The sequence below is a fragment of the Allobosea rubneri genome, from assembly GCF_032464875.1.
GTDB lineage: Bacteria > Pseudomonadota > Alphaproteobacteria > Rhizobiales > Beijerinckiaceae > Allobosea > Allobosea rubneri.
The window spans coordinates 37,667-58,981 of sequence record NZ_JAWDID010000034.1; the positions used below are offsets into that span (position 1 = coordinate 37,667).

The window sequence follows — 21,315 nt, forward strand, 5'->3', positions numbered from 1 at the left end:
AACCATTCCCTAAGCCGCGCCTGCTATCGCTGGTTGCAGAGGCGCGGAGCGCAGGATCATGCTGGAGCAGGTGGCGAGGACGGCTGAGGTGCGCAGCGCGCTTCTGAGCTTTGCGCAGGCACGCGCCGAGATCGCGGCCCGGCCCGAAGCGAATGCCGCGCTGGCGACGCTCGCCGACTGGGTCGAGAGCTATCTGATGCGCGAGCATCCCGAGCTCGGTCGCACCGGCGCCGTTTGCCCCTTCACCCGCCAGGCGGCCCGCATCGACACGGCGCGGCTCGCGATCTGCGAGGCCGGGCCGGACGAGGAGGAGCGCGCCTTCGCGCTGATCCGCGGCAGTTTTGCCGCCCTCGACGAAATCCCCTGCAAGCCCAGCATGGCGCATTTCCGGACGATCATCGTCGGCTTCCCGCATTGCGGCGGCGAAGCCGGCCTCGCTATGCTCCAGCGCGTCCAGAAGCGGAACAAGTTCTATTCGCTCAGCCGGCGCCGGATGATCGGCCTGATGCATGCGGAGTCGGACGCGCCCGGCCTGTGGAACCCCGACTTCCGGCCCTTGCGCTCGCCCTTGCCCGTGCTCGCCATCCGCCATCTCGTCGAGCACGATGCGCCCTTTGCCGTGCGCCACCCGCTGCTGCTTCTGCCCTACCTCGCCCATTTCAGACTGGCCGGCGCCAGGCGCCTGATCCAGCATCTGCGCGGCCAGGCCTGAGCCGTGCTGGCGAGAGCTGCGATGGCCGAGGCCGGAATCCGGCGTCCCACTGGCGATGCCGTCATGGCGCCGCTCACGCTCGAAGTCCTGACGGATCGCGCCGCCTTCGAAGCGCTGAAGCCGGAATGGGACGCCCTTTTCTCCCGCGCCGGCATGCCGCAGCAGCTCTTCCTGCGTCATGCCTTCCTGCGTCATTGGTGCGACCATTATCTCGATGCAAGGAGCCGCATCAGCATCCTCGCCGGGCGAAGCGAAGGCAGGCTGGTGATGCTCTGGCCGCTGGTGCGCCGACGCAGCCTCGGCCTCGACATCGTACAACTCATGGGAGCACCGGTCGCCCAGTTCGGCGATGTCCTGGTCGAGCCCAGTCCGGATAGGCAGCGCTGGCTCGATGCCGGCTGGGCCGCGCTCGGCCGGCTCGGTGCCGATCTCTTCGAGATCCGCCAGCTGCGCGCCGATGCGGCCCTGCCCCGCCCGGGCACGGCGCTTCTGGTTCAGCGGCAGGAGGCGCCCTTCGCCGACCTTGCACAACGCGTCTCGGCCGAAGGTCCGAGCATGGCCTATCCGGCCCGCGAACGCTCGAACTACCGCCGCCGCATGCGCCGCCTCGCCGAGCGCGGCGAGCTCGGCTTCAGCGCCCTGACACCGGGCGCCGAGGCGCGCACGCTGGCGACCATGGCCGTGGCGATGAAGCGCAAGGCCCTCGCACGGCACGGCATCCTCGCCCCGACAGCCGCCGATCCGCGCTTCCAGGATTTCTTCGCCGCGCTCGCCGGCGAAGAGGCAGACGAGGCCGGCCTGCGCCTGTCGATCATCACCTGCGCCGGCTCGCCGATCGGCATCGACATCTCCTTCGACTGCATGGGCCGCAGCTTCGGCCATGTCATCGCCAGCGACCCCGATTTCGACCGCGAGGGCATTGGCCGAATCCTGATCCATCAGGCCTTCGTCGGTGCCAAGGCGCGCGGCAGCGCCGTCTTCGATCTGCTCGCGCCAGCCGACACCTACAAGCTCGAACACGCCGACGGGACGGTCGCCGTCTACGATCTCGCCGTGCCGCTGAGCTGGCGCGGTCGACTCGTTTGCAAATTGGCGCTGCCGCGCCTGCGACCGACCTTCAAAACCCTGGCGAAGCGACTGCCTGCCGCCTGGGTGCGGCGCTGGCTGAAGGCGGGCAGCTGACCGAAGGCAGATCTCAGCCCGCCATCGCGTCCATGGCGCGCGCCATCCGGATGTCGAGCTCGGTCAGCCCGCCCGCATCATGGGTCGCGAGCGTCACCTCGACCGTCTTGTAGACATTCGACCATTCCGGATGATGGTCCATCTTCTCGGCCAGCAACGCCACCCGGCTCATCCAGCCGAAGGCCTCGCTGAAGTCGCGGAAGACGAAGCGCCGGCTGATCGCCTCGCGGCCCTCGACCAGCTTCCAGCCGGCCAGGACCGCCAGCGCTTCCTGCCTCGCCTCGGGGCTGAGGCGCTTGGGCCGATCGCTCATCATCTCACCTCCGCTCGGAAGCCGTGCGGCTCGGCCGGTTCGGATAGGCCGGGCCAAGCGGGTAGGCGGCCTCCAGCACATAGGGACCGCCGCCGATCGATTCGCGCGAGGAGAACAGCGCGACGCGCCGCGCCGTGAAGCTGATCGGCCGCACGATCGGATGGGTCGCGAGGTAATGCGCGACATCGAGCGGCGAGGCATCGCGCAGGCGCGCCAGCGTGACGTGGGGCATGAACTTGCGGCCTTCGGCCGGCAGGCCGAGACGGCGCATCAACCGTTCCAGGTCAGCCTGCAATTCGCCGAGCTGCGGCGTCGGCTGGACACGCGCGAACACGGCCCGCGGCCGGTCGCCGCCGAAGCTGCCGAGCTGATCGAGCGTGATCGTCAACGGCGGTGCCTCGACATCGTGGAGGAAGCTGTCGACGTCATGGGCCATGCGCCGGTCGATATCGCCGAGAAAGCGCAGGGTGATGTGGTAGTCGGCGGGCTCGATCCAGCGCGCACCGACCAGCCCACCGCGATGCAGCGTCAGGGCCGAGGCGACCTCGGCGGGAATCTCCAGGGCAGTGAACAGCCGCGGCATAGCTCTATCAGTGCCAAGCGTTTGTGACTCTGGCGAGACGAAGCCTCGCATTGCCGGACGCAACCGGCAAGCCGGCTTAGGACAGGTTCAGCGGCTGCTCTTTGGCCACATCGTCATCCCGGCCGGAGCGCAGCGTAGCGTCGGGATCCATCGCAAAGCGCCAGAGCCCTGCGATGGATCCCGAAACGGCGTCGCTTACGCGGCTTGTCAGGGATGGCGATGCGCTTCGGCGGCCCCTTACGGGCAGGGATTGCCAAAACGCTGGTGGACCGCGTCGATCTTCGCCTCGAGCTCGGCCGACAGCGTGACGGCGGCCGAGCCGATCGCGGTCTTCAACTGCGCCATGCTGGTCGCGCCAATGATGTTGGAGGTGACGAAGCAGCGCGAAGTGACGAAGGCGAGCGCCATCTGTGCGGGATCGAGCCCGGCCTCCCGCGCCAGGGAGACATAAGCCCGGATCGCCTCCTCGGCACCAACAGTCTCATAGCGCTGGCCGCGGGCGAACAGGGTGGAGCGCGCCCCGGCCGGGCGGGCACCATCGAGATACTTGCCGGTCAGATAGCCCTGCGCCAGCGGCGAATAGGCGAGCAGGCCGACCTGCTCGCGCAGCGCGATCTCGGCCAGCGCCGTCTCGAAGGTGCGGTTCAGGAGGTTGTAGGCGTTCTGGATCGACTGCACCCGCGGGCGCCCGCCCGTCTGCGCCTCGGCGAGGAAGCGCATCGTGCCCCAGCCGCTCTCGTTGGAGAGGCCGAGATGGCGGATCTTGCCGGCCTTGACGAGGTCGGCGAAGGCGTCGAGCTGCTCGGCGATCGGCGTCTCGTCGGCCGCCGGCTCGAAGGCCGCCTTGCCGAAGCGGGTCGGGTTCGAGCCCCAGGCCATCGGCCGGTCGGGGAAATGGATCTGGTAGAGGTCGATATAGTCGGTCTGCAACCGCTTCAGGCTCTTGTCGACCGCTTCCTCGATCTGCCGGCGGTTGACCCGCGTCGGCCCCTTGTCGTCGCGGAACCAGTCATTGGCCGAGCGGCCGATCACCTTCGAGGCGAGGATCACCTTGTCGCGATTACCGCGCGCCTTGAACCAGCTGCCAATGAACCGCTCGGTCGAGCCCTGCGTCTCCGCCTTGGGCGGAATCGAGTAGAGTTCGGCCGTGTCGAAGAAGTTCACGCCCTGGTCGAGCGCATAGTCCATCTGCTCATGGCCTTCGGCCTCGGTGTTCTGCTGGCCCCAGGTCATGGTGCCCAGGCAGATCGCCGAGACCTTGAGATCGGTGCGGCCGAGTTGACGGTATTCCATGACGCAAGGCTCCGGAGACGGACGCGCCGGGCGCGCCGCGGACAGGGTAGGATGAGGCGGAAGGCGCCGGCGCTCAGGAGCGCGGGCGCAGGGTGGTGAGGAACCGCTCCACCGTCGGGAGGATGCGCGTCGCGATGACGCGGACGCCCTCCGCCGTCGGGTGCAGCAGATCGGGCTGGTTCAATACCCGGTCACCGGCGATTCCGTCCAGAAAGAACGGATAAAGGATGAGGCCGTGCTTCTCGGCAATTCTCGGATAGAGGCCGTCGAAGCGCGTCGCATAGTCGCTGCCGAGATTGCGCGGCGCATACATGCCGGCGAGCAGCACCGGGATGCCGCGTGCCTTGAGTCTGGTCACGATCGCGTCAAGCGCCTTCTCCGCCACCGCCGGGTCGATGCCGCGCAGCGCATCGTTCGCCCCAAGTTCGAGGATGACCCCGTCCGTTCCGTCGGGCACCGACCAGTCGAGCCGCTCGAGACCACCCTGCGAGGTATCGCCGGAGACGCCCGCATTGGCGATCTCGACGGAAATTCCCTTCTCACGCAGCAGCTTCTCCAGCACGGCCGGAAAGGCGGCGCTGCCGGGCAGGTTGTAGCCGGCGGTCAGGCTGTCGCCGAGCGCGACGAGCTTCAGCGGTGGCGTCTGGGCCTGGAGCGGCGTGGTCATGGCGTGGAAACCCAAAACAAGGGCGAACATCAGGGCCGCGGCCCAAAATCGGCGCAATGGCTGGATTCGGCCGCCGGAGCGCCCATATCGGGTGGCGGCGCCGGCCTTGCAGGCAACGGTCATGGCGGGTCTTTCTCCTTCGGCTCCGGAAGCGGCGCGTGGGAGCGGCATCGGACGGGATGAGAGCGGAAACATGGCGGTGAGCGAGCAGGGCCCCTCGGCGATCGAATTGCGCGACGTCGAGCTTAGTCTGGGACGAGGCGCCGCCCGCGTCCATATCCTGAAGGGCGTCTCGCTGGCGATCGCGGAGGGCCAGGCCACTGGCCTGACCGGCCCGTCCGGTTCCGGCAAGTCGACCCTGCTGATGACCATGGCCGGGCTCGAACGTCCCGATTCCGGCCTGGTCAAGGTCGCCGGCCAGGATCTCGGCGCCCTCGGCGAGGATGAACTCGCCGTGTTCCGCGGCCGCCGCATCGGCATCGTCTTCCAGTCCTTCCACCTCGTGCCGACGATGACGGCCCGCGAGAACGTCGCCTTGCCGCTGGAGCTCGCTGGCGCGGCCGACGCCTTCGAGCGCGCCGCTGCCGAGCTGCGCAATGTCGGCCTCGGCCACCGCATGGACCATTACCCGGCCCAACTCTCGGGCGGCGAGCAGCAACGCGTCGCCATCGCCCGCGCCGTCGCGACCGACCCGGCGATCCTCGTCGCCGACGAGCCGACCGGCAATCTCGACGAGGCGACCGGGCGCTCGATCGTCGACCTGATCTTCGGGCTGCGGCGCGAGCGCGGCGGCACCCTGGTTCTCGTCACCCACGACCTTTCCCTCGCCGCCGCCTGCGACCGCACCGTCAGGCTGCGCGCCGGCCGGATCGAGACGCCGGCCGATGCTCCGCAGACAGCGCCGGTAGCCTGACCATGCATGCTCCCGTCAAACCGGCCGCGGCCGACCCCGTCCCCGCGCCGCGCGGCACCGGGCTGAAGCTCGCCTTGCGCTTGGCCTGGCGCGATCTGCGCGGCGGCCTGCGCGGCTTCGGCGTCTTCATCGCCTGCCTCGCGCTCGGCGTCATGGCGATCGCCGCCGTCTCCTCGGCCTCACGCGGCCTCAGCGAAGGGCTCGGCCGCGAGGGCAGGCGGATTCTCGGCGGCGACGCAGCCTTCAGCCTGATCCATCGCGAGCCGACGCCGGAGGAGCGCGCCTTCCTCGAACGCCATGGCACGGTCTCGACCATCGCCACCCTTCGCGGCATGGCCAATGCCGGCGAGAAGGGGGCGGCCCTGGTCGAGATCAAGGCGGTCGACGGCAGTTATCCCACCATCGGCGAGCTGCGCAGCGATCCTGCCGGCTCCGCCGCGGAGCTGCTCGCGGCCCGCGACGGCGTCTATGGCGGCATCGCCGATCCCGTGCTCTTCGGCCGGCTCGACCTCAAGCCCGGCGACATCGTCCAGATCGGCTCGGCACGCGTGCAATTGCGCGCCAGCCTGGTCTCCGAGCCGGACAAGATCGCCGCCGGCGTCGGCTTCGGCCCGCGCCTTTTGCTCTCGCAGGAGGCGCTGCGCGCCTCGGATCTGTTGCAGCCCGGCAGCTTGGTACGCTGGACCGCCCGGGTGACGCTGCCCGAGAACGCTTCCTCCGACGCTGCGCTCGATCAGCTCCTCGCCGACGCCGCCCGCGAACAGGCACAGGCCGGCTGGGAAATCCGCTCGCGCTCCAACGCCGCCCCGAACTTCCAACGCAATGTCGAGCGCTTCACCCAGTTCCTGACGCTGGTCGGCCTGACCGCCCTGCTCGTCGGCGGTGTCGGCGTCGCCAACGCGGTGCGCCGCTTCGTCGAGGCCAAGAAGCTAGACTTCGCCACGCTGAAGGCGCTCGGCGCCACCGGGGGCAAGGTCGTCACCATCCATCTCGCCGAGGTCATGCTGGTCGCCGCCTTCGGCATCGCCATCGGGCTCGCGCTCGGCGCCGCCGCGCCCTTCGCCCTGGCCTATGCGCTCGCCGACAGCCTGCCATTGCCCTTCGAGGCGACGCTGGCGCCGGGCGAGCTCGGCATCGCCGCGCTCTACGGCCTGCTGACCGCGCTCGTCTTCGCCATCATCCCGCTCGGCCGCGCCCATGACGTTCCAGTCTCGGCGCTGTTTCGCGACCAGATCGAGCCCGACCGGCGTCGCCCGCGCTGGATCTATCTCGCCATCTTCGGCGCCGCGCTCGCCGGCCTCGGCGGCGTCGCGCTCGGCTTCGCCTATGAGCGGCGCATCGCCCTGATCTATATCGGCGTCGCCGGCGCGGTCTTCCTGCTGCTGCGCCTGATCGCCTGGGGACTGATGGCGCTGGCACGGCGCACGCCCAGACCGCGCCGCCCGTCCCTGCGGATGGCCCTCGCCAATATCTACCGGCCCGGCGCGCTGACGCCTTCGCTGGTGCTCTCGCTCGGCCTCGGCGTCGCCCTGCTCTCGGCGCTCGCCTTCATCGATGTCAGCCTGTCGCGCCAGCTCACCCAGTCGCTGCCGAAGACGGCGCCGAGCTTCTTCTTCCTCGACATCCCCAATGCCCAGGCCGGCGCCTTCGACGAATTCCTCGCCAGGCAGCGCCCCGGCGCCGCGGTCGAGCGCGTGCCGATGATGCGCGGCCGCATCACCAGCCTGAACGGCGTGCCGGCCGAACAGATCAAGGCGAGCGAGCAGATGGCCTGGGTGCTGGAGGGCGACCGTGGCATCACCTATGCCGCGACCATGCCGGAAGGCTCGCGCCTCGCCTCCGGCGAATGGTGGCCGGCCGACTACAAGGGCGAGCCGCTGGTCTCCTTCGACGCCCGCGCCATCGAGGGCCTCGGGCTCAAGCTCGGCGACACGCTCACCGTCAACGTGCTCGGCCGCAACATCACCGCGCGGGTCAGCAATTTCCGCAACATCGAGTGGCGCTCGCTCGGCATCAACTTCGTCATGGTGTTCTCGCCCAACACCTTCGCCGGCGCCCCGCACACCAACCTCGCCACCGTGACGGTGACCGACGCCGCCTCTCCGACTGGCGACGCCGCCCTGATGCGCCAGCTCGCCATCGCCTTCCCGGCGGTGACGGCGGTGCGGGTCAAGGACGCTCTGGAAGCGGTGAATGTCATCGTCGCCCAGCTCGCCAGCGCGATTCGCGGTGCCTCCAGCCTCGCCATCGTGGCGAGCCTGCTGGTTCTGGCCGGAGCCCTGGCGGCCGGACAGCGGGCGCGGCTCTACGACGCAATGATCCTGAAGACCCTCGGCGCCACCCGCCGCTTCATACTTTCGTCGTACGCCCTCGAATACGCAGGCATCGGCGTCGTTTCGGCCCTTTTTGGGCTCGTCGCCGGCGCGGCGGCCGGCTGGGGGGTCGTCACGCAAGTGATGAAGATCGAGTTTGTTCCAGACCCCACGGGCGCAATTCTTGCTGCGACTGCTGCGGTCGCCGTCACTGTCATGTTCGGATTGATCGGGACGTTGCAGATACTTTCGAAGGCGCCCGCTTCTCATCTACGCAATTTATGAGTTCGCCACGTCCGCGGCGCAGCGTAAACATGGACAAAGGGTAATGTTGCATCGAAACGCCGGCGCAGTTCTATCGCGCCGGCCCGATTAACCATGGCCACCCCTTGTAAGGCGGCGCATTCCCCCTCATATTCCGCACTGTCGCCACGAAGGTGGACGATGGTGGGCCTTCGCAAGGGCGATGTCCGCCTTTGCCAACGGTTTCAGGGGAACTTTCTGCATGAGCAACTTCGACCGCAATGCTCCGGTCTGGGGTGCGGGCCGCGCACAGCAGACCAGCGCCGTCGAGATGGATCAGGGCCTGCGCTCGTTCATGCTCGGCGTCTACAACAACATGACGATCGGCCTGGCCATCACCGGCCTGTTCGCCATCGGCATCTCGATGCTCGCCATCGCCGGCTACTCGCCGACGGGCAAGGTCAACGCGCTGACGCCGCTCGGCCAGGCGCTCTATCTCAGCCCGCTCAAGTGGGTCGTGATGCTGGCCCCGCTGGCCTTCATCCTGTTCTTCTCGTTCAAGGCCGAGAGCATGAGCTCCTCGACCGCGCGCGCCATGTTCTTCGCCTTCGCGGCGGTGATGGGCGTGTCGATGTCGTCGATCTTCGTGGTCTTCACGGGTGAGTCGATCGCCAAGGTGTTCTTCATCACCGCGGCGGCCTTCGGCGGTCTCAGCCTGTTCGGCTACACCACGCAGAAGTCGCTGTCGGGCATGGGCTCCTTCCTGATCATGGGCCTGATCGGCCTGGTGATCGCCTCGGTCGTGAACCTGTTCCTGGCCTCGAGCGCCCTGTCCTTCGGCATCTCGGTGATCGGCGTGCTGGTCTTCGCCGGCCTGACCGCCTGGGACACCCAGCGCCTGAAGGAGATGTATCTCTACTCGAACCTGGACCCGGAATCGGCTGCGAAGCTCTCGGTGAACGGCGCTCTGTCGCTCTACCTGAACTTCATCAACATGTTCCAGATGCTGCTCTCGCTGTTCGGCAACCGCGAGTAAGCATCAAGCGCCCAGGCGCAGATATCGGGCCCCGGCTGCAAAGCCGGGGCTTTTCTTTTGCCTGCACAGCCGCTTCCGACGCCAGCCCTCGCCACCCGCGGCGCCTGCAGGCGAGCGCGCCGGCTTCAGCCTGATCGGCAGCGCTCGCGCTGTGGGCGACGAGCACGCTCGCTGGACCAATCTGTTGAGGATGAAGAAGATGCCGGGCGCGGCCGACTGAACAGCCGCTCAGCTCACGACGCTGAGGCGCTTGTCCAGCACCCGCAACACCCTGCCGAGCTCGGCGCCGCGCTTCAGCACCAGCCCGGTCGCGCTGACCACCGAATAGGCGCCCTGACGCCGCGCCAGCGACGGGTCCTTGACGATGCGGTAGAGCGGAACCTCGCTCGAGCGCCGGAACACCGAGAACTGGGCCTTGTCGCGCAGGAAATCGATGGCGTAATCGCGCCATTCGCCGGCCGCGACCATGCGGCCATAGAGATTGAGCAGCTCGTTGAGCTCGCGCCGGTCGAAGGTGACGGAGGGCGGGGCGGCCGCCCCCGGGAAGGCGACCACAGCGCCCGCTCGATGCGCTGGCGGAGTTTCACTCTCGCTCATCGCGACTCCTGCCTGGCGATGGTTGGGCCATCGCTTCCGATCTGCCGGGAATGATGACCCGCCCGCCCGGCGCTGACAAGCAGGATCGCGCGCCCGCTCAAGACCGTGATCAACTTCATCGTCATCGCCATGATTTTGCCGCGCTTGCGCCAAGCGGCTGCCCTGTTGCGCGTCTCAACTCCCCTCGTTGCCTCGGCGGCCCGGCCTGTGCGGTACCGGACACGTCAGCCCCCCAGCCCCTCCGGCGCTGCGGCGGGCCGGGCCAACGAGTCGAGGCCAACTCACGGCTGGCGGTCACGCCGGCCGTTTTTCTTGTCTGCTGCCTGTGCTGCGAGAGGCCATCCTGCTACCGCACCGACCCGTGATATTCGGCATTCGGGCGCATATCGACCGCGGAAGCCATCCGGTTCGACATGTTGAAGAAGGCCGCGACGGCGCCGATGTCCCAGAGGTCGCGCTCGCCGAAGCCCGCGGCACGCAGGGCCTGCCGGTCCTCTTCCTCGATCAGATGCGGCGTCTCGGTCAGCTTGACCGCGAAATCCAGCATGGCGCGGTGCCGGCGCGAGAGCTTGGCGGCCCGGTAGTTCATCACCATCATCTCGCCGAGCACCGGATCCCCAGAGAGCTGACGCACCGCCTGGCCATGGGCAGTCAGGCAGTAATAGCAGCGGTTCACGCTCGACACCGCCACCGCGATCATCTCGCGCTCCAGCTTCGACAGGCCGGACGGCGCCAGCATCAGATCGTTGTAGAGCGCCGCGAAAGCCGCGAGCTTGGCACCGTCATGGGCGTAGGCGAGCAGCACATTCGGCACATAGCCGAGCTTCTCCTCGCATTTGGCGAAATAGGCCTGCATCTCCTGGGACAGCTCGGCCTGGGGCAGCGGCAGCGCCATCACGGCGGGCGGCGCGTCCTGCTTCGCCGGCGCCTCGCCCACCATCGGCTTGTCATGCTTCTTCGTCATCTCTGCACTCCTTGCGCTGATTTCCGCGCGGATCAGGCACGACTTGCCGCTTCTGCGCCACATTGGTGCAATCTGGCTCCTGCCATGCGACGAAAGTTGCAGCGGCAAGGGAGCTATGTCATCGCTGCCGCAAAATAGCAGGGGGAAGACGATTATGGCCAAGCGTGAAGCGAACGCCACGGCTGCAGCAGTCGCAGCCATCGAATCCTCCGCCCGCGCGCTGGGCGCGGCGATGCCGGAGGACTTCCCCAGGCTGCTCTATGGCCGCACCGTCGCCGAGGACCTGACGGCGCTTTCGCCGGAGATGCTCGCCCGCGCCGCCGCAGCCGCCTATGAGCACCTTGCCGACAAGCGCAAGCCGGGCGAGCCCAATCTGCGCTTCCGCGACGAGACGGTCGACGAGGCCGGGCGCGAGCGCCAGATCACAATCCTGGAGATCGTCAACGACAACAAGCCCTTCCTGCTCGACTCGACCCTGGCGGAGCTCGCCGAGCAGGGCTATGAGCCGCGCCTCGTCGCCCATCCCATTCTCGCCGTCGCGCGCAGCGCCGATGGCCGTTTCGAGGCGCTCGCCGGCGAAGCCGCCGCCCGCGCCCAGGAGGGGACGCGCCGTGAGAGCCTGATCCACCTTCACCTCGACCGGATCGACAGCCAGGACGCGCGCGACAGGCTGAGCGCCGGGCTCGCCCGCGTCTATGTCGATGTCGGGCTCGCCGTCGACGACTGGGCTGCGATGCGCGGCCGCATCACCGAGGTGATCCAGTCCTATCGCTCGAACCCGCCGCCCTTGCCCGAAGACGAGGTCGCCGAAGCGCTGCAGTTCCTCGAATGGATCGCCAGCGACAATTTCACCCTGCTCGGCGTGCGGGACTACCGCTTCGCCGGCGGCGACACCGCCGCCGACCCGATCGATTCCTCCGGCCTCGGCATCCTCCGCGACTCCGATGTCCGCGTGCTCCGCAAGAACCGCGAGCTCGTCGTCATGACGCCGGAGATCCGCGCCTTCCTCGCCAAGCCGCATGCGCTGATCATCACCAAGGCCAACGTCAAGAGCCGGGTGCATCGCCGCGTCCATCTCGACTATGTCGGGGTCAAGCTGTTCACCGCCGATGGCCGGCTCGATGGCGAATTGCGCATCGTCGGCCTGCTGACGTCGAACGCCTATACCGGCAGCGCCCGCGCCATCCCCTATCTGCGCCTGAAGGTGGCGCGCGTCGCCAAGCGCATCGGCTTCGACGCTGCGAGCTATTCCGGCCGCGCTTTGCTCAACGTCCTCGACGCCTATCCGCGCGACGAGCTTTTCCAGATCGATGTCGAGACGCTGGAGCGCTTTGCCCTCGACATCCTGCAGCTCACCGAGCGCCCGCGCATCCGCGCCCTCGCTCGCGCCGACGAGTTCGACCGCTTCGTCTCGATCCTCGTCTTCATCCCGAAGGATCGCTACGACACCACGGTGCGCCGGCGCGTCGGCGAATTTCTCGCCCGGATCTATCAGGGCCGCGTCTCCGCCGCCTATCCGGCCTATCCCGACGGGCCGCTCGCCCGCACCCACTACATCATCGGCCGCGACGAAGGGAAAACCCCGAAGATCGACCGCGCCACCCTCGAGGCCGGGATCAGCGCGATCGTCCGCACCTGGGCGGATGGGCTGCGCGATGCGCTCGACGCCCAGAAGGCCGGTCCCAAGGCCCGCGCTCTTGTCGAGCGCTATGTCGAGGCGTTCGGCGCTGCCTATCGCGAGCGCTACGACGCCGCCGACGCGCTGATCGACATCGACATGCTGCAGAAGCTCTCGGCCGCACGGCCGCGAGCGGTCAATCTCTACCGCCGCGAGGGCGACGGCGCGACCCGCGCCAATCTCAAGCTCTTCTCCCGCGACGCCGCGATCACCCTCTCCGAACGCGTGCCGATGCTGGAGAACATGGGCTTCCGCGTCGTCAACGAGCGCACCTTCAACATCAAGCCGCAAGCAGGAGAAAACGGCGCCGAGGCCCGCGTCTGGCTGCATGACATGACGCTGGAACGCGCCGATGGCAGCGCCATCGACATCGAACGGCTCGATCCGACGATCGAGGCGGCGCTGATGGCGCAGTTCCGCGGCTTCAGCGAATCCGACCGCTTCGACCAGCTCGTGCTCGCCGCCGGCCTCGCCTGGCGCGAGGCGGCGCTGCTGCGCGCGCTCGGGCGCTATCTGCGCCAGGTCGGCGCGCCCTACGCGCAGGACTACATCGCCGACGCGCTCGCCCGCCATCCCGGCATCGCCGCGATGCTGGTTAAGCTCTTCGCCGCCAAGTTCGACCCGCGCCTCACCGAGGCGGCGCGCCAGAGCGGCATGGCCGAAGAGCGCGAGCGCATCGAGGCGGCCCTCTCCGACGTCACCAGCCTCGACGAGGACCGGATCCTGCGCCGCCTCGTCAACCTGATCGACGCGATCCTGCGCACCAACTTCTTCCAGATCGGCGCCGACGGCCATCCGCGCGGCACGATCTCGTTCAAATTCGCCTCGGGCCAGGTCGACGGCATGCCGCTGCCGCGTCCGCTCTACGAGATCTTCGTCTACTCGCCGCGCGTCGAGGGCGTGCATATGCGCTTCGGCAAGGTCGCCCGCGGCGGCCTGCGCTGGTCGGACAGGCCGCAGGATTTCCGCACCGAGGTGCTTGGCCTGGTCAAGGCGCAGCAGGTCAAGAACGCCGTCATCGTGCCGGTCGGCGCCAAGGGCGGCTTCGTGCCAAAACTGCTGCCCCCGGCCTCCGACCGCCAGGCCTGGCTGGCCGAGGGCACCGAGAGCTACCGAATCTTCGTGCGCACCCTGCTCGAGCTCACCGATAATCTCGATGGCGAGACCGTGGTGCCGCCGGCCGACACCGTCCGGCACGATGGCGACGATCCCTATCTCGTCGTCGCCGCCGACAAGGGCACCGCGACCTTCTCCGACACCGCCAACGCGCTTTCGGCCGAGAAGCATCACTGGCTCGGCGATGCCTTCGCCTCGGGCGGCTCGCAAGGCTACGATCACAAGGGCATGGGCATCACCGCCCGCGGCGCCTGGGAGGCGGTGAAGCGCCATTTCCGCGAGATCGACATCGATATCCAGACGACGCCGTTCACGGTCGCCGGCGTCGGCGACATGTCGGGCGACGTCTTCGGCAACGGCATGCTGCTCTCGCCGGCGACCCGGCTCGTCGCCGCCTTCGACCATCGCGACATCTTCCTCGATCCCGATCCGGATCCCGCGACCAGCCTCGCCGAGCGCCAGCGGCTGTTCGCCCTGCCGCGCTCCTCCTGGCAGGATTACGACAAGGCCCTGATTTCGAAGGGCGGCGGCGTATTCTCGCGCCAGGCCAAGAGCATTGCGCTTTCGCCCGAGATCCGCGCCGTGCTCGGCTTCGACAAGGCCCAGGCGACCCCGGCCGAGCTGATGACGGCGATCCTGAAGGCGCCGGTCGACCTGCTCTGGTTCGGTGGCATCGGCACCTATATCCGCGCCGGCGAGGAGAGCGACGCCCAGGTCGGCGACCGCGCCAATGACGCGATCCGCATCGCCGGCGCCGAGCTTCGCGCCAGGGTGGTGGGCGAGGGCGCCAATCTCGGCATGACCCAGCGCGGCCGCATCGAGGCGGCGCGTCAGGGCGTCCGGCTCAACACCGACGCGATCGACAACTCCGCCGGAGTCAACACCTCCGACGTCGAGGTCAACATCAAGATCGCGCTCGCCGGAGCGGTGAGCAGCGGCCGCCTTTCCGACACGGACCGCAACAAGCTGCTCGCCGAGATGACCGACGAAGTCGGCCTGCTCGTCCTGCGCAACAACTATCTGCAGTCCCTGGCGCTGTCGCTGACGCAGAACCAGGGCATCGCCGCGACACCGCATCTGCGCCGGCTGATGGTCCAGCTCGAGCGCGAGGGCCGGCTCGACCGCACGGTCGAGTACCTGCCGCCGGACGCCGCCCTGATCGAGCGCGAGAAGCGTGGCGAGGGCCTGACCCGGCCCGAGCTCGCCGTGCTGCTGGCCTATGCCAAGCTTGCTCTGCACGATTCGCTGCTCGAATCGGCGGTGCCGGACGATCCCTATCTCGCCAGCGAGCTCGTGCGCTATTTCCCGCAGCCGCTGCGCGATCATTACGGGGCCGAAATCGCCGGGCATAAGCTGCGTCGCGAGATCGTCGCGACCCAACTCGCCAATGCCATTGTCAACCGCGGCGGCCCGGCGATCGTCACCATGCTGGCCGACCAGACCCGCGCCGAGGCGCCGGAGATCGCGGCGGCCTACGCCATCGCGCGCGACACCTTCGACCTGATCGGCCTCAATGCCGGCATCGACGCGCTCGATGCGAAGATTCCCGGCAAGACCCAGCTCGGGCTCTACGGCGCGATCCAGGAACTGGTCGTCGACCGCATGCGCTGGTTCCTGCGCCGCGGCGTCGCCAGGCCGGGCGCCATCGAGCAGACCGTCGCGCATTACGCGAAAGGCGTCGCAGCGCTCGCAGCCGCCCTGCCGACCATACTGCCGGAAGCGGCTGCGCAGGCCCGCACCGCCGCCATCGCGACCCTGATCGCCGAGCAGGTGCCCGAGGCGCTCGCCACCAGCGTCGCCAGCCTGCCCTGGCTGGCGCAGGCGACCGACATCGTCGACATTGCCGGCCGCAGCGGCGGTGACATCATCGAGGTCGCGCGCATTCATTTCGCTGCCGATTCGGTCTTCGGGCTCTCGGCGCTCGCTACCGCCGCGGCGAGCGTGCCCGCCACCGACGATTACGAGCGCATGGCGCGCCAGCGCGCGGTCGAGACCCTGACCGATGCCCATGCCGGGCTGACGCAGGAGATCGCCGCCGGCGCCAGCGGGCCGGAGGCGCTTCAGGGCTGGCTCGAACTGCGCAGCCCGGAGGCCGAGCGCACCCGCGCCACCGTTTCGGCCATTGCCATGTCGGGCCTGTCTTTGCCAAAGCTGATGGTCGCGGCCGGCATGCTGGCCGATCTGCCGCGCCGGTCAGCCTGACGGAGATCTGCAATGAGCACCGAAACCAAGTCCGGGGTTGCCACGGCGGCGCCCCGCATCGACCCCAAGCTGCTGGAGATCCTGGTCTGCCCGATCAGCAAGGCGACGCTGGAATACGACGCCGCGCGGCAGGAGCTGATCAGCCGCGCTGCCAAGCTCGCCTATCCGATCCGCAACGGAATTCCGATCATGCTGCCGGAAGAGGCGCGGCAGATCGAGGGGTAGGGACGGTAGTGCCGTTCCTTCCCCTGCTCGGGGAGAAGGGTTCCGCCGCTACAGCATCTCCCCGCGCAGCAGGCGAGGCGCCTCGGCGGAAAGCCCTGCCGCCTCGCGGATGAACATCCGCTTCAGCCCCGGCAGGCGCTCGACCACGCCGAGGCCGAGATCGCGCATCAGGCGCAGCGGCGTCGAATCGTTCGAGAACAGCCGGTTCAGCCCGTCGGTGACGACGCCCATCGCCACCGTGTCGAAGCGCCGCGCCTTCTCATAGGCCTCGAGCACGTCCGCGGCGCCGGGGTCGAGCCCGAGCCGGGCCGCATCGACGATCGTCTCGGCCAGCGCCGCGACATCCTTCAGGCCGAGATTGAGCCCCTGCCCGGCGATCGGGTGGATGACATGCGCGGCGTCGCCGAGCAGCGCCAGCCGCTCGCCGACGAAGCTGCGCGCCATGCCGAAGGACAAGGGATGCGCACTGACCCGGCTCTCCAGCGCGATCTCGCCGAGCTGCAGGCCGAAGCGACGCTCGATCTCGGCGAGCAGGTCGGCCTCGTCGAGCGAGAGCAGCGCCTCGACATTCTCGCTGCGCTCGGTCCAGACGATCGAGGAGCGGTGTCCGAGCCGGCCGCCATCGGGCAGGGGCAGCATGGCGAAGGGGCCGGATGGCAGGAAATGCTCGACGGCGAGGCCGCCATGCGGCCGCTCATGACCGATCGTCGCGACGATGCCCGACTGCGGATAGGACCAGCCGACCCAGCCGATCCCGGCCTTCTCGCGCAGCTTCGAACGCGCCCCGTCGGCCGCGACAAGGAGCGCGGCCTGCACCGTCTCGCCGCCGGTGAGCGCGACCTGCATCGGCCCGCCATCGACGCAGTCGCCCGAGCGCACCCCTTCGGCGCGCAGCGTGACCCCGGCCGCCTTCGCCGCCTGCAGCAGCGCCGCGACCAGCGCGCCGTTCTCGACCATATGCGCGAAAGGCTGGCCGGGCTCGGCCTCGCCCTCGAAGGTCAGGAAGACCGGCCGCACCACATCGGAGGTGCGACTATCGGTGATCTGCATTTCCATCATCGGCGCAGCGGAGGGCTCGACCTGTTTCCAGACGCCGAGCGCGTCGAGCATGTTGCGCGCCGCGGCGGCGACGGCATAGGCCCGGTTGTCGATGCGCGGCCTTGCCGCCACGACGGGATCGACCAGCATGACGTCGAACGCCGCACCGAGCGCCTGCTTCACCGCCAGTGCCAGCGTCATCCCGGCGATGCCGCCGCCGGCGATCACGATGCGCGACTGCGCGCCTTCCGGGTTCCGGTCCATCCCGTTCTCCGCCTGCCGGAGCCGCGGCGCTTGACGCTGGCCGGCGGCTCGTTGCTGATGCTGCTATCGTCTTGCCCGCCGCCCGGCCGGGCTGCAAGCCTCGTCCCTGCAAAGCCTGCCGCAAGCCAGCCCGATCAAGAACCGCCGCCGATGAACAGCGTCCCCGACAGCCTGACCTCGATCCTCGACCTGGAGGATCTCGGAAACAACCGGTTCCAGGGTCGCAGCCCCCGCGTCGGCTGGCAGCGGGTCTTCGGCGGCCAGGTCATCGGCCAGGCGCTCTATGCCGCCTGCAAGACCGTCGAGGAGCGCCAGCCGCACTCGCTGCACGCCTATTTCCTGCTGCCGGGCGATCCGGAGACGCCGATCATCTACGAGGTCGACCGCCTGCGCGACGGCCGCTCCTTCACCACAAGGCGGGTGTTGGCCTTGCAGAACGGCGCGGCGATCTTCGCCATGTCGGCCTCCTTCCAGGTCGAGGAAGAAGGCTACGAGCATCAGATGCCGATGCCGGACGTGCCGATGCCGGAGGATCTGCCGGATCGGGACGGCATGGCGCGGGACATCCTGCCGCACATGCCGGCGGCCGTGCGTGCCTATTATCAGCGCGAGCGGCCGATCGAGATCCGGCCGGTCGAGTTCGATCGCTATGGCGACGACTCGAAACGGGAGCCTCGCTTCAACGTCTGGATCCGGGCCGTGAAGCCGCTGCCGGACGAGCCGGCGATCCACCAGAGCGTGCTCGCCTACGCTTCGGATCTGATGCTGCTCGATTCCAGCCTGATCGCCCACGGCACCACCGTCTTCGACAACCGCATCCAGGGTGCCAGCCTCGACCATGCGCTCTGGTTCCATCGCCCGTTCCGGGCCGATGACTGGTTGCTCTATGCCCAGGACAGTCCCTCGACCTCCGGCGCGAGAGGCTTTTCGCGCGGGCTGATCTTCGACCGGCAGCGCCGGCTCGTCGCCTCGGTGGCGCAGGAAGGCCTGATCCGGCCCCGGCCCGATCGGTCCTAGACCGCCTTCCGAGAAAGCGGGGTTCCCGCCACGTCCGGTGGCGCAGTAGCCGACGGGCGGTCGGCGGCGGGCACCCGCCTTGTTTTCTCGCATCAGCCTAATTTCTAGGCATATCCGGCCGTTCCGCCTCCGCGGATCGTGGCGGAATCGCGGCATTGCCTCTCCTGAGGGCAGTCCGGCAGTTGGCACGCGGCTTGATTGGCGAAAGGCGACGTGCGCGGAGCTCTTCTGCCCCGCGCGGCGCTAACGAGCTCGCCGGATCTTCGCTCCCGGCAGCGCAACCGGGGGTAACCCAGCCATGAAGATCGTGATGGCCGTCATCAAGCCGTTCAAGCTGGAGGAGGTGCGCGACGGGCTCACCTCCATCGGCGTGCACGGCCTGACCGTGACCGAAGTGAAGGGCTATGGCCGCCAGAAGGGCCATACCGAGATCTATCGCGGTGCCGAATACGCCGTGAGCTTCCTGCCCAAGATCAAGATCGAGGTCGCGGTTACCGACGAGCTCGTCCCGCAGGTGATCGAGGCGATCACCGCCGCGGCCCGCACCGGCCAGATCGGCGACGGCAAGATCTTCGTTTCGCCGATCGAGAAGGCCGTGCGCATCCGCACCGGCGAGACCGACGGCGACGCCCTTTGATCCCAGACCTTTCGTCCAGGAGTTTGACGATGAATTTCAAGACCCTCACCCGGGCCGGGATGGTCGGGATGGCGCTCGCGGCGGGCACCGTCGCGGCACTGGCGCAGACCCCGCCCGCCGCTCCGGCCGCCGCAGCAGTCGCCAATAAGGGCGACACCGCATGGATGCTGGTGTCCTCGCTGCTCGTGCTGATGATGACCCTGCCGGGCCTCGCCCTGTTCTATGGCGGCCTCGCGCGCAGCAAGAACATGCTCTCGGTGATGAGCCACATCACCGCCACCGCCGCGATCATGATCATCATCTGGGTGGTCTACGGCTACAGCCTCGCCTTCACCGGCGGCGGCTCGCTGACCAGCTTCATCGGCGGCTTCTCGAAGGCCTTCCTCGCCGGCGTCAGCACCGAGACCACGACCGACACCTTCACCAAGGGCGTGGTCATCCCCGAATACGTCTTCATCTGCTTCCAGATGACCTTCGCGATCATCACCCCGGCCCTGATCGTCGGCGGCCTGGTCGAGCGCATGAAGTTCTCGGCACTGCTGCTCTTCGTCGTGCTCTGGAGCGGCTTCGTCTACTTCCCCATGGCCCACATGGTCTGGTTCAGCGAAGGCTATCTGTTCTCCCTCGGCGCGCTCGATTTCGCCGGCGGCACGGTCGTTCACATCAATGCTGGCATCGCCGCGCTGGTCGGCGCGCTCGTCCTCGGCAAGCGCATCGGCTACGGCAAGGAGCTGATGTCGCCGCATTCGCTGACCATGACCTTCATCGGCACCTCGCTGCTCTGGGTCGGCTGGTTCGGCTTCAACGCGGGCTCGAACCTCGAGGCGACGGCCGGCGCTGCGCTCGCCATGATCAACACCCTGACCGCCACCGCCGGCGCCGCGCTCGGCTGGCTCTTCATCGAGTGGATGATCAAGGGCAAGCCCTCGCTGCTCGGTATGCTTTCGGGCATCATCGCCGGCCTCGTCGCCGTCACTCCGGCGGCTGGGCTGGTCGGCCCGATGGGCGCCATCGTGCTCGGCGCGATCTGCGGCGTGGTCTGCTTCTTCTTCTGCACCACGATCAAGAACGCGCTCGGCTATGACGATTCGCTCGACGTGTTCGGCATCCATGGCGTCGCCGGCATCATCGGCTCGATCGGCACCGGCATCTTCGTCTCGCCGGCGCTGGGCGGCGTCGGCGTCGCCGACTACGCGATGGGCGCGCAGGTCTGGAAGCAGACCGTCGCCGTTCTCGTCGCCGTCGTCTGGTGCGGCATCGGCTCCTTCGTCCTGTTCAAGATCGTCGACGCCGTCATCGGCCTGCGCGTCACCTCCGAGCAGGAGCGCGAGGGTCTCGACATCGCCGAGCATGGCGAGCGCGCCTACAACATGTGACCCGGCCCTGCCGCGTTCCACATGAAACAGCGCCCCGGCGGGTCACCGCCGGGGCTTTTTTGCTGGTTGCGGTGGTGATTGCCCGTTGCCGCCCCGCTCCGGCGCGCAAGGTTAAGCGGGTCTTAACCTCGCCTTCCTAACCTGCTGTTTCGAGGGCGGGGCCGGCGGCCATCGCCTTTCCAGACATCCGGAATCACGGCCCGCCCGCATGCGCACGATCCGACGCTCCTCCTCGCTGATCGACCGCTTGCCCGATCCCGTTCGCGACTTCCTCTCGCGCCGGGCGGCCGAGATCGGCGGCCTCGCGCTGCTCGCGCTGACCGCCGCGGTCGCCATCTCGCTGGCGACGTGGTCGGTCGACGATCCCAGCCTCAACAACGCCACCCGCGGCGCGGTCCAGAACCTGCTCGGCCGGCCGGGCGCCATGGTCGCCGACCTCGCCATGCAGCTGATCGGACTCGGCGTCATTGCCTTGCTGCTGCCGCCGCTGCTCTGGTCGCTCAGGCTGATCCGCGTCCATCTCTTCGATCGCAGCGCCCTCAAGCTCGCCCTCTGGGTCGCCGGCGTCGTCGCCACTGCGGCGGTCGCGAGCGCCCTACCGGCGACGCCGCGCTGGCCACTGCCGACCGGCATGGGCGGCGTTATCGGTGATGCCCTGCTGCACGGCACCCGCAATCTCGTCGGCATTTCCGGCACGGCGCTCGGCGGGCTCGTTGCCTTCGTCTATGCCGGCATCGCCATCCTTGCCGTCACGGCCGCGGCCGGCTTCGGCTTCGTCGTGGACGAGGACCCCGAGACCGACGAGGACGATGCCGCCTGGTCCGATACCGACGACCGCCGCGACGATGAGCCGGGCTTCGGCGTGATCCTGGTCGGTTGGCTTGCCCATGGCGCGATGGCGTTGCGGGGCGCGATCCTGCGCCGCCTGCCGCAGCCGCCCTCCCTGG

Annotated in this window: 18 protein-coding genes; 11 read left to right on the plus strand and 7 right to left on the minus strand. The window is 68.6% G+C overall.

Annotation, left to right across the window (positions count from 1 at the left end; genetic code table 11):
• Window positions 1-58 precede the first annotated feature (58 nt).
• Window positions 59-712, plus strand: coding sequence for a DUF6875 domain-containing protein (locus RKE40_RS19825; RefSeq protein WP_316019942.1), 654 nt, complete (start codon window positions 59-61; stop codon window positions 710-712).
• Between the two features lie 21 nt (window positions 713-733).
• The gene (locus tag RKE40_RS19830; protein ID WP_316019943.1) at window positions 734-1,894 is read left to right on the plus strand and encodes a GNAT family N-acetyltransferase; all 1,161 of its coding nucleotides are present in this window, start codon (window positions 734-736) and stop codon (window positions 1,892-1,894) included.
• Between the two features lie 13 nt (window positions 1,895-1,907).
• Here RKE40_RS19830 and RKE40_RS19835 read toward each other — a convergent pair whose 3' ends face one another.
• The 4 genes from RKE40_RS19835 to RKE40_RS19850 all read right to left on the minus strand — a co-directional run bounded on the left by RKE40_RS19835 (window position 1,908) and on the right by RKE40_RS19850 (window position 4,750).
• Window positions 1,908-2,207, minus strand: coding sequence for a 4a-hydroxytetrahydrobiopterin dehydratase (locus RKE40_RS19835; protein WP_316019944.1), 300 nt, complete (start codon window positions 2,205-2,207; stop codon window positions 1,908-1,910).
• A gap of 4 nt (window positions 2,208-2,211) precedes the next feature.
• Window positions 2,212-2,790, minus strand: coding sequence for an RNA 2',3'-cyclic phosphodiesterase (gene thpR / locus RKE40_RS19840; protein ID WP_316019945.1), 579 nt, complete (start codon window positions 2,788-2,790; stop codon window positions 2,212-2,214).
• A gap of 237 nt (window positions 2,791-3,027) precedes the next feature.
• A complete protein-coding gene (locus tag RKE40_RS19845) occupies window positions 3,028-4,083 on the minus strand; it encodes an aldo/keto reductase (RefSeq protein ID WP_316019946.1) in 1,056 nt (351 codons plus the stop codon).
• 73 nt (window positions 4,084-4,156) lie between these two features.
• Complete coding sequence (locus tag RKE40_RS19850) at window positions 4,157-4,750, minus strand: arylesterase (protein WP_316019947.1); 594 nt, start codon at window positions 4,748-4,750, stop codon at window positions 4,157-4,159.
• 193 nt (window positions 4,751-4,943) lie between these two features.
• Here RKE40_RS19850 and RKE40_RS19855 point away from each other — a divergent pair, with 193 nt between their 5' ends.
• The 3 genes from RKE40_RS19855 to RKE40_RS19865 all read left to right on the plus strand — a co-directional run bounded on the left by RKE40_RS19855 (window position 4,944) and on the right by RKE40_RS19865 (window position 9,254).
• Window positions 4,944-5,663, plus strand: a complete 720-nt coding sequence (locus tag RKE40_RS19855; protein WP_316019948.1) for an ABC transporter ATP-binding protein — start codon at window positions 4,944-4,946, stop codon at window positions 5,661-5,663.
• A 2-nt stretch (window positions 5,664-5,665) separates the two neighbouring features.
• The gene (locus tag RKE40_RS19860; RefSeq protein ID WP_316019949.1) at window positions 5,666-8,260 is read left to right on the plus strand and encodes an ABC transporter permease; all 2,595 of its coding nucleotides are present in this window, start codon (window positions 5,666-5,668) and stop codon (window positions 8,258-8,260) included.
• 220 nt (window positions 8,261-8,480) lie between these two features.
• Window positions 8,481-9,254: a Bax inhibitor-1/YccA family protein gene (locus RKE40_RS19865; protein ID WP_316019950.1), complete on the plus strand. Its 774-nt coding sequence runs from the start codon at window positions 8,481-8,483 to the stop codon at window positions 9,252-9,254.
• Between the two features lie 228 nt (window positions 9,255-9,482).
• On the opposite strand, the gene RKE40_RS19870 is transcribed toward RKE40_RS19865, so the two are convergent.
• Together RKE40_RS19870 and RKE40_RS19875 are read right to left on the minus strand one after the other, a co-directional pair.
• Window positions 9,483-9,851: a DUF2794 domain-containing protein gene (locus RKE40_RS19870; protein WP_066473614.1), complete on the minus strand. Its 369-nt coding sequence runs from the start codon at window positions 9,849-9,851 to the stop codon at window positions 9,483-9,485.
• 346 nt (window positions 9,852-10,197) lie between these two features.
• Window positions 10,198-10,791, minus strand: a complete 594-nt coding sequence (locus tag RKE40_RS19875; protein ID WP_390893458.1) for a peroxidase-related enzyme — start codon at window positions 10,789-10,791, stop codon at window positions 10,198-10,200.
• Window positions 10,792-10,969: 178 nt separating this feature from the next.
• Between RKE40_RS19875 and RKE40_RS19880 the strand changes: the two genes are divergently transcribed.
• Both RKE40_RS19880 and RKE40_RS19885 read left to right on the plus strand, forming a co-directional pair.
• A complete protein-coding gene (locus tag RKE40_RS19880; RefSeq protein WP_316019951.1) occupies window positions 10,970-15,811 on the plus strand; it encodes an NAD-glutamate dehydrogenase in 4,842 nt (1,613 codons plus the stop codon).
• Window positions 15,812-15,823: 12 nt separating this feature from the next.
• Window positions 15,824-16,036 carry a Trm112 family protein gene (locus tag RKE40_RS19885; RefSeq protein ID WP_316019952.1) on the plus strand — a complete coding sequence of 71 codons (213 nt, stop codon included), beginning with the start codon at window positions 15,824-15,826 and terminating at the stop codon, window positions 16,034-16,036.
• A gap of 48 nt (window positions 16,037-16,084) precedes the next feature.
• Here RKE40_RS19885 and RKE40_RS19890 read toward each other — a convergent pair whose 3' ends face one another.
• Window positions 16,085-17,338, minus strand: a complete 1,254-nt coding sequence (locus tag RKE40_RS19890) for a ubiquinone biosynthesis hydroxylase (RefSeq protein WP_316019953.1) — start codon at window positions 17,336-17,338, stop codon at window positions 16,085-16,087.
• 150 nt (window positions 17,339-17,488) lie between these two features.
• Here RKE40_RS19890 and RKE40_RS19895 point away from each other — a divergent pair, with 150 nt between their 5' ends.
• The 4 genes from RKE40_RS19895 to RKE40_RS19910 form a co-directional block, all read left to right on the plus strand.
• A complete protein-coding gene (locus RKE40_RS19895) occupies window positions 17,489-18,355 on the plus strand; it encodes an acyl-CoA thioesterase (RefSeq protein ID WP_316019954.1) in 867 nt (288 codons plus the stop codon).
• Between the two features lie 298 nt (window positions 18,356-18,653).
• Complete coding sequence (locus RKE40_RS19900; RefSeq protein ID WP_316019955.1) at window positions 18,654-18,992, plus strand: P-II family nitrogen regulator; 339 nt, start codon at window positions 18,654-18,656, stop codon at window positions 18,990-18,992.
• Window positions 18,993-19,021: 29 nt separating this feature from the next.
• Window positions 19,022-20,368, plus strand: a complete 1,347-nt coding sequence (locus tag RKE40_RS19905) for an ammonium transporter (RefSeq protein WP_390893457.1) — start codon at window positions 19,022-19,024, stop codon at window positions 20,366-20,368.
• 208 nt (window positions 20,369-20,576) lie between these two features.
• Window positions 20,577-21,315: DNA translocase FtsK 4TM domain-containing protein (locus RKE40_RS19910; protein WP_316019956.1), on the plus strand; the 739-nt coding region annotated here is incomplete at its 3' end.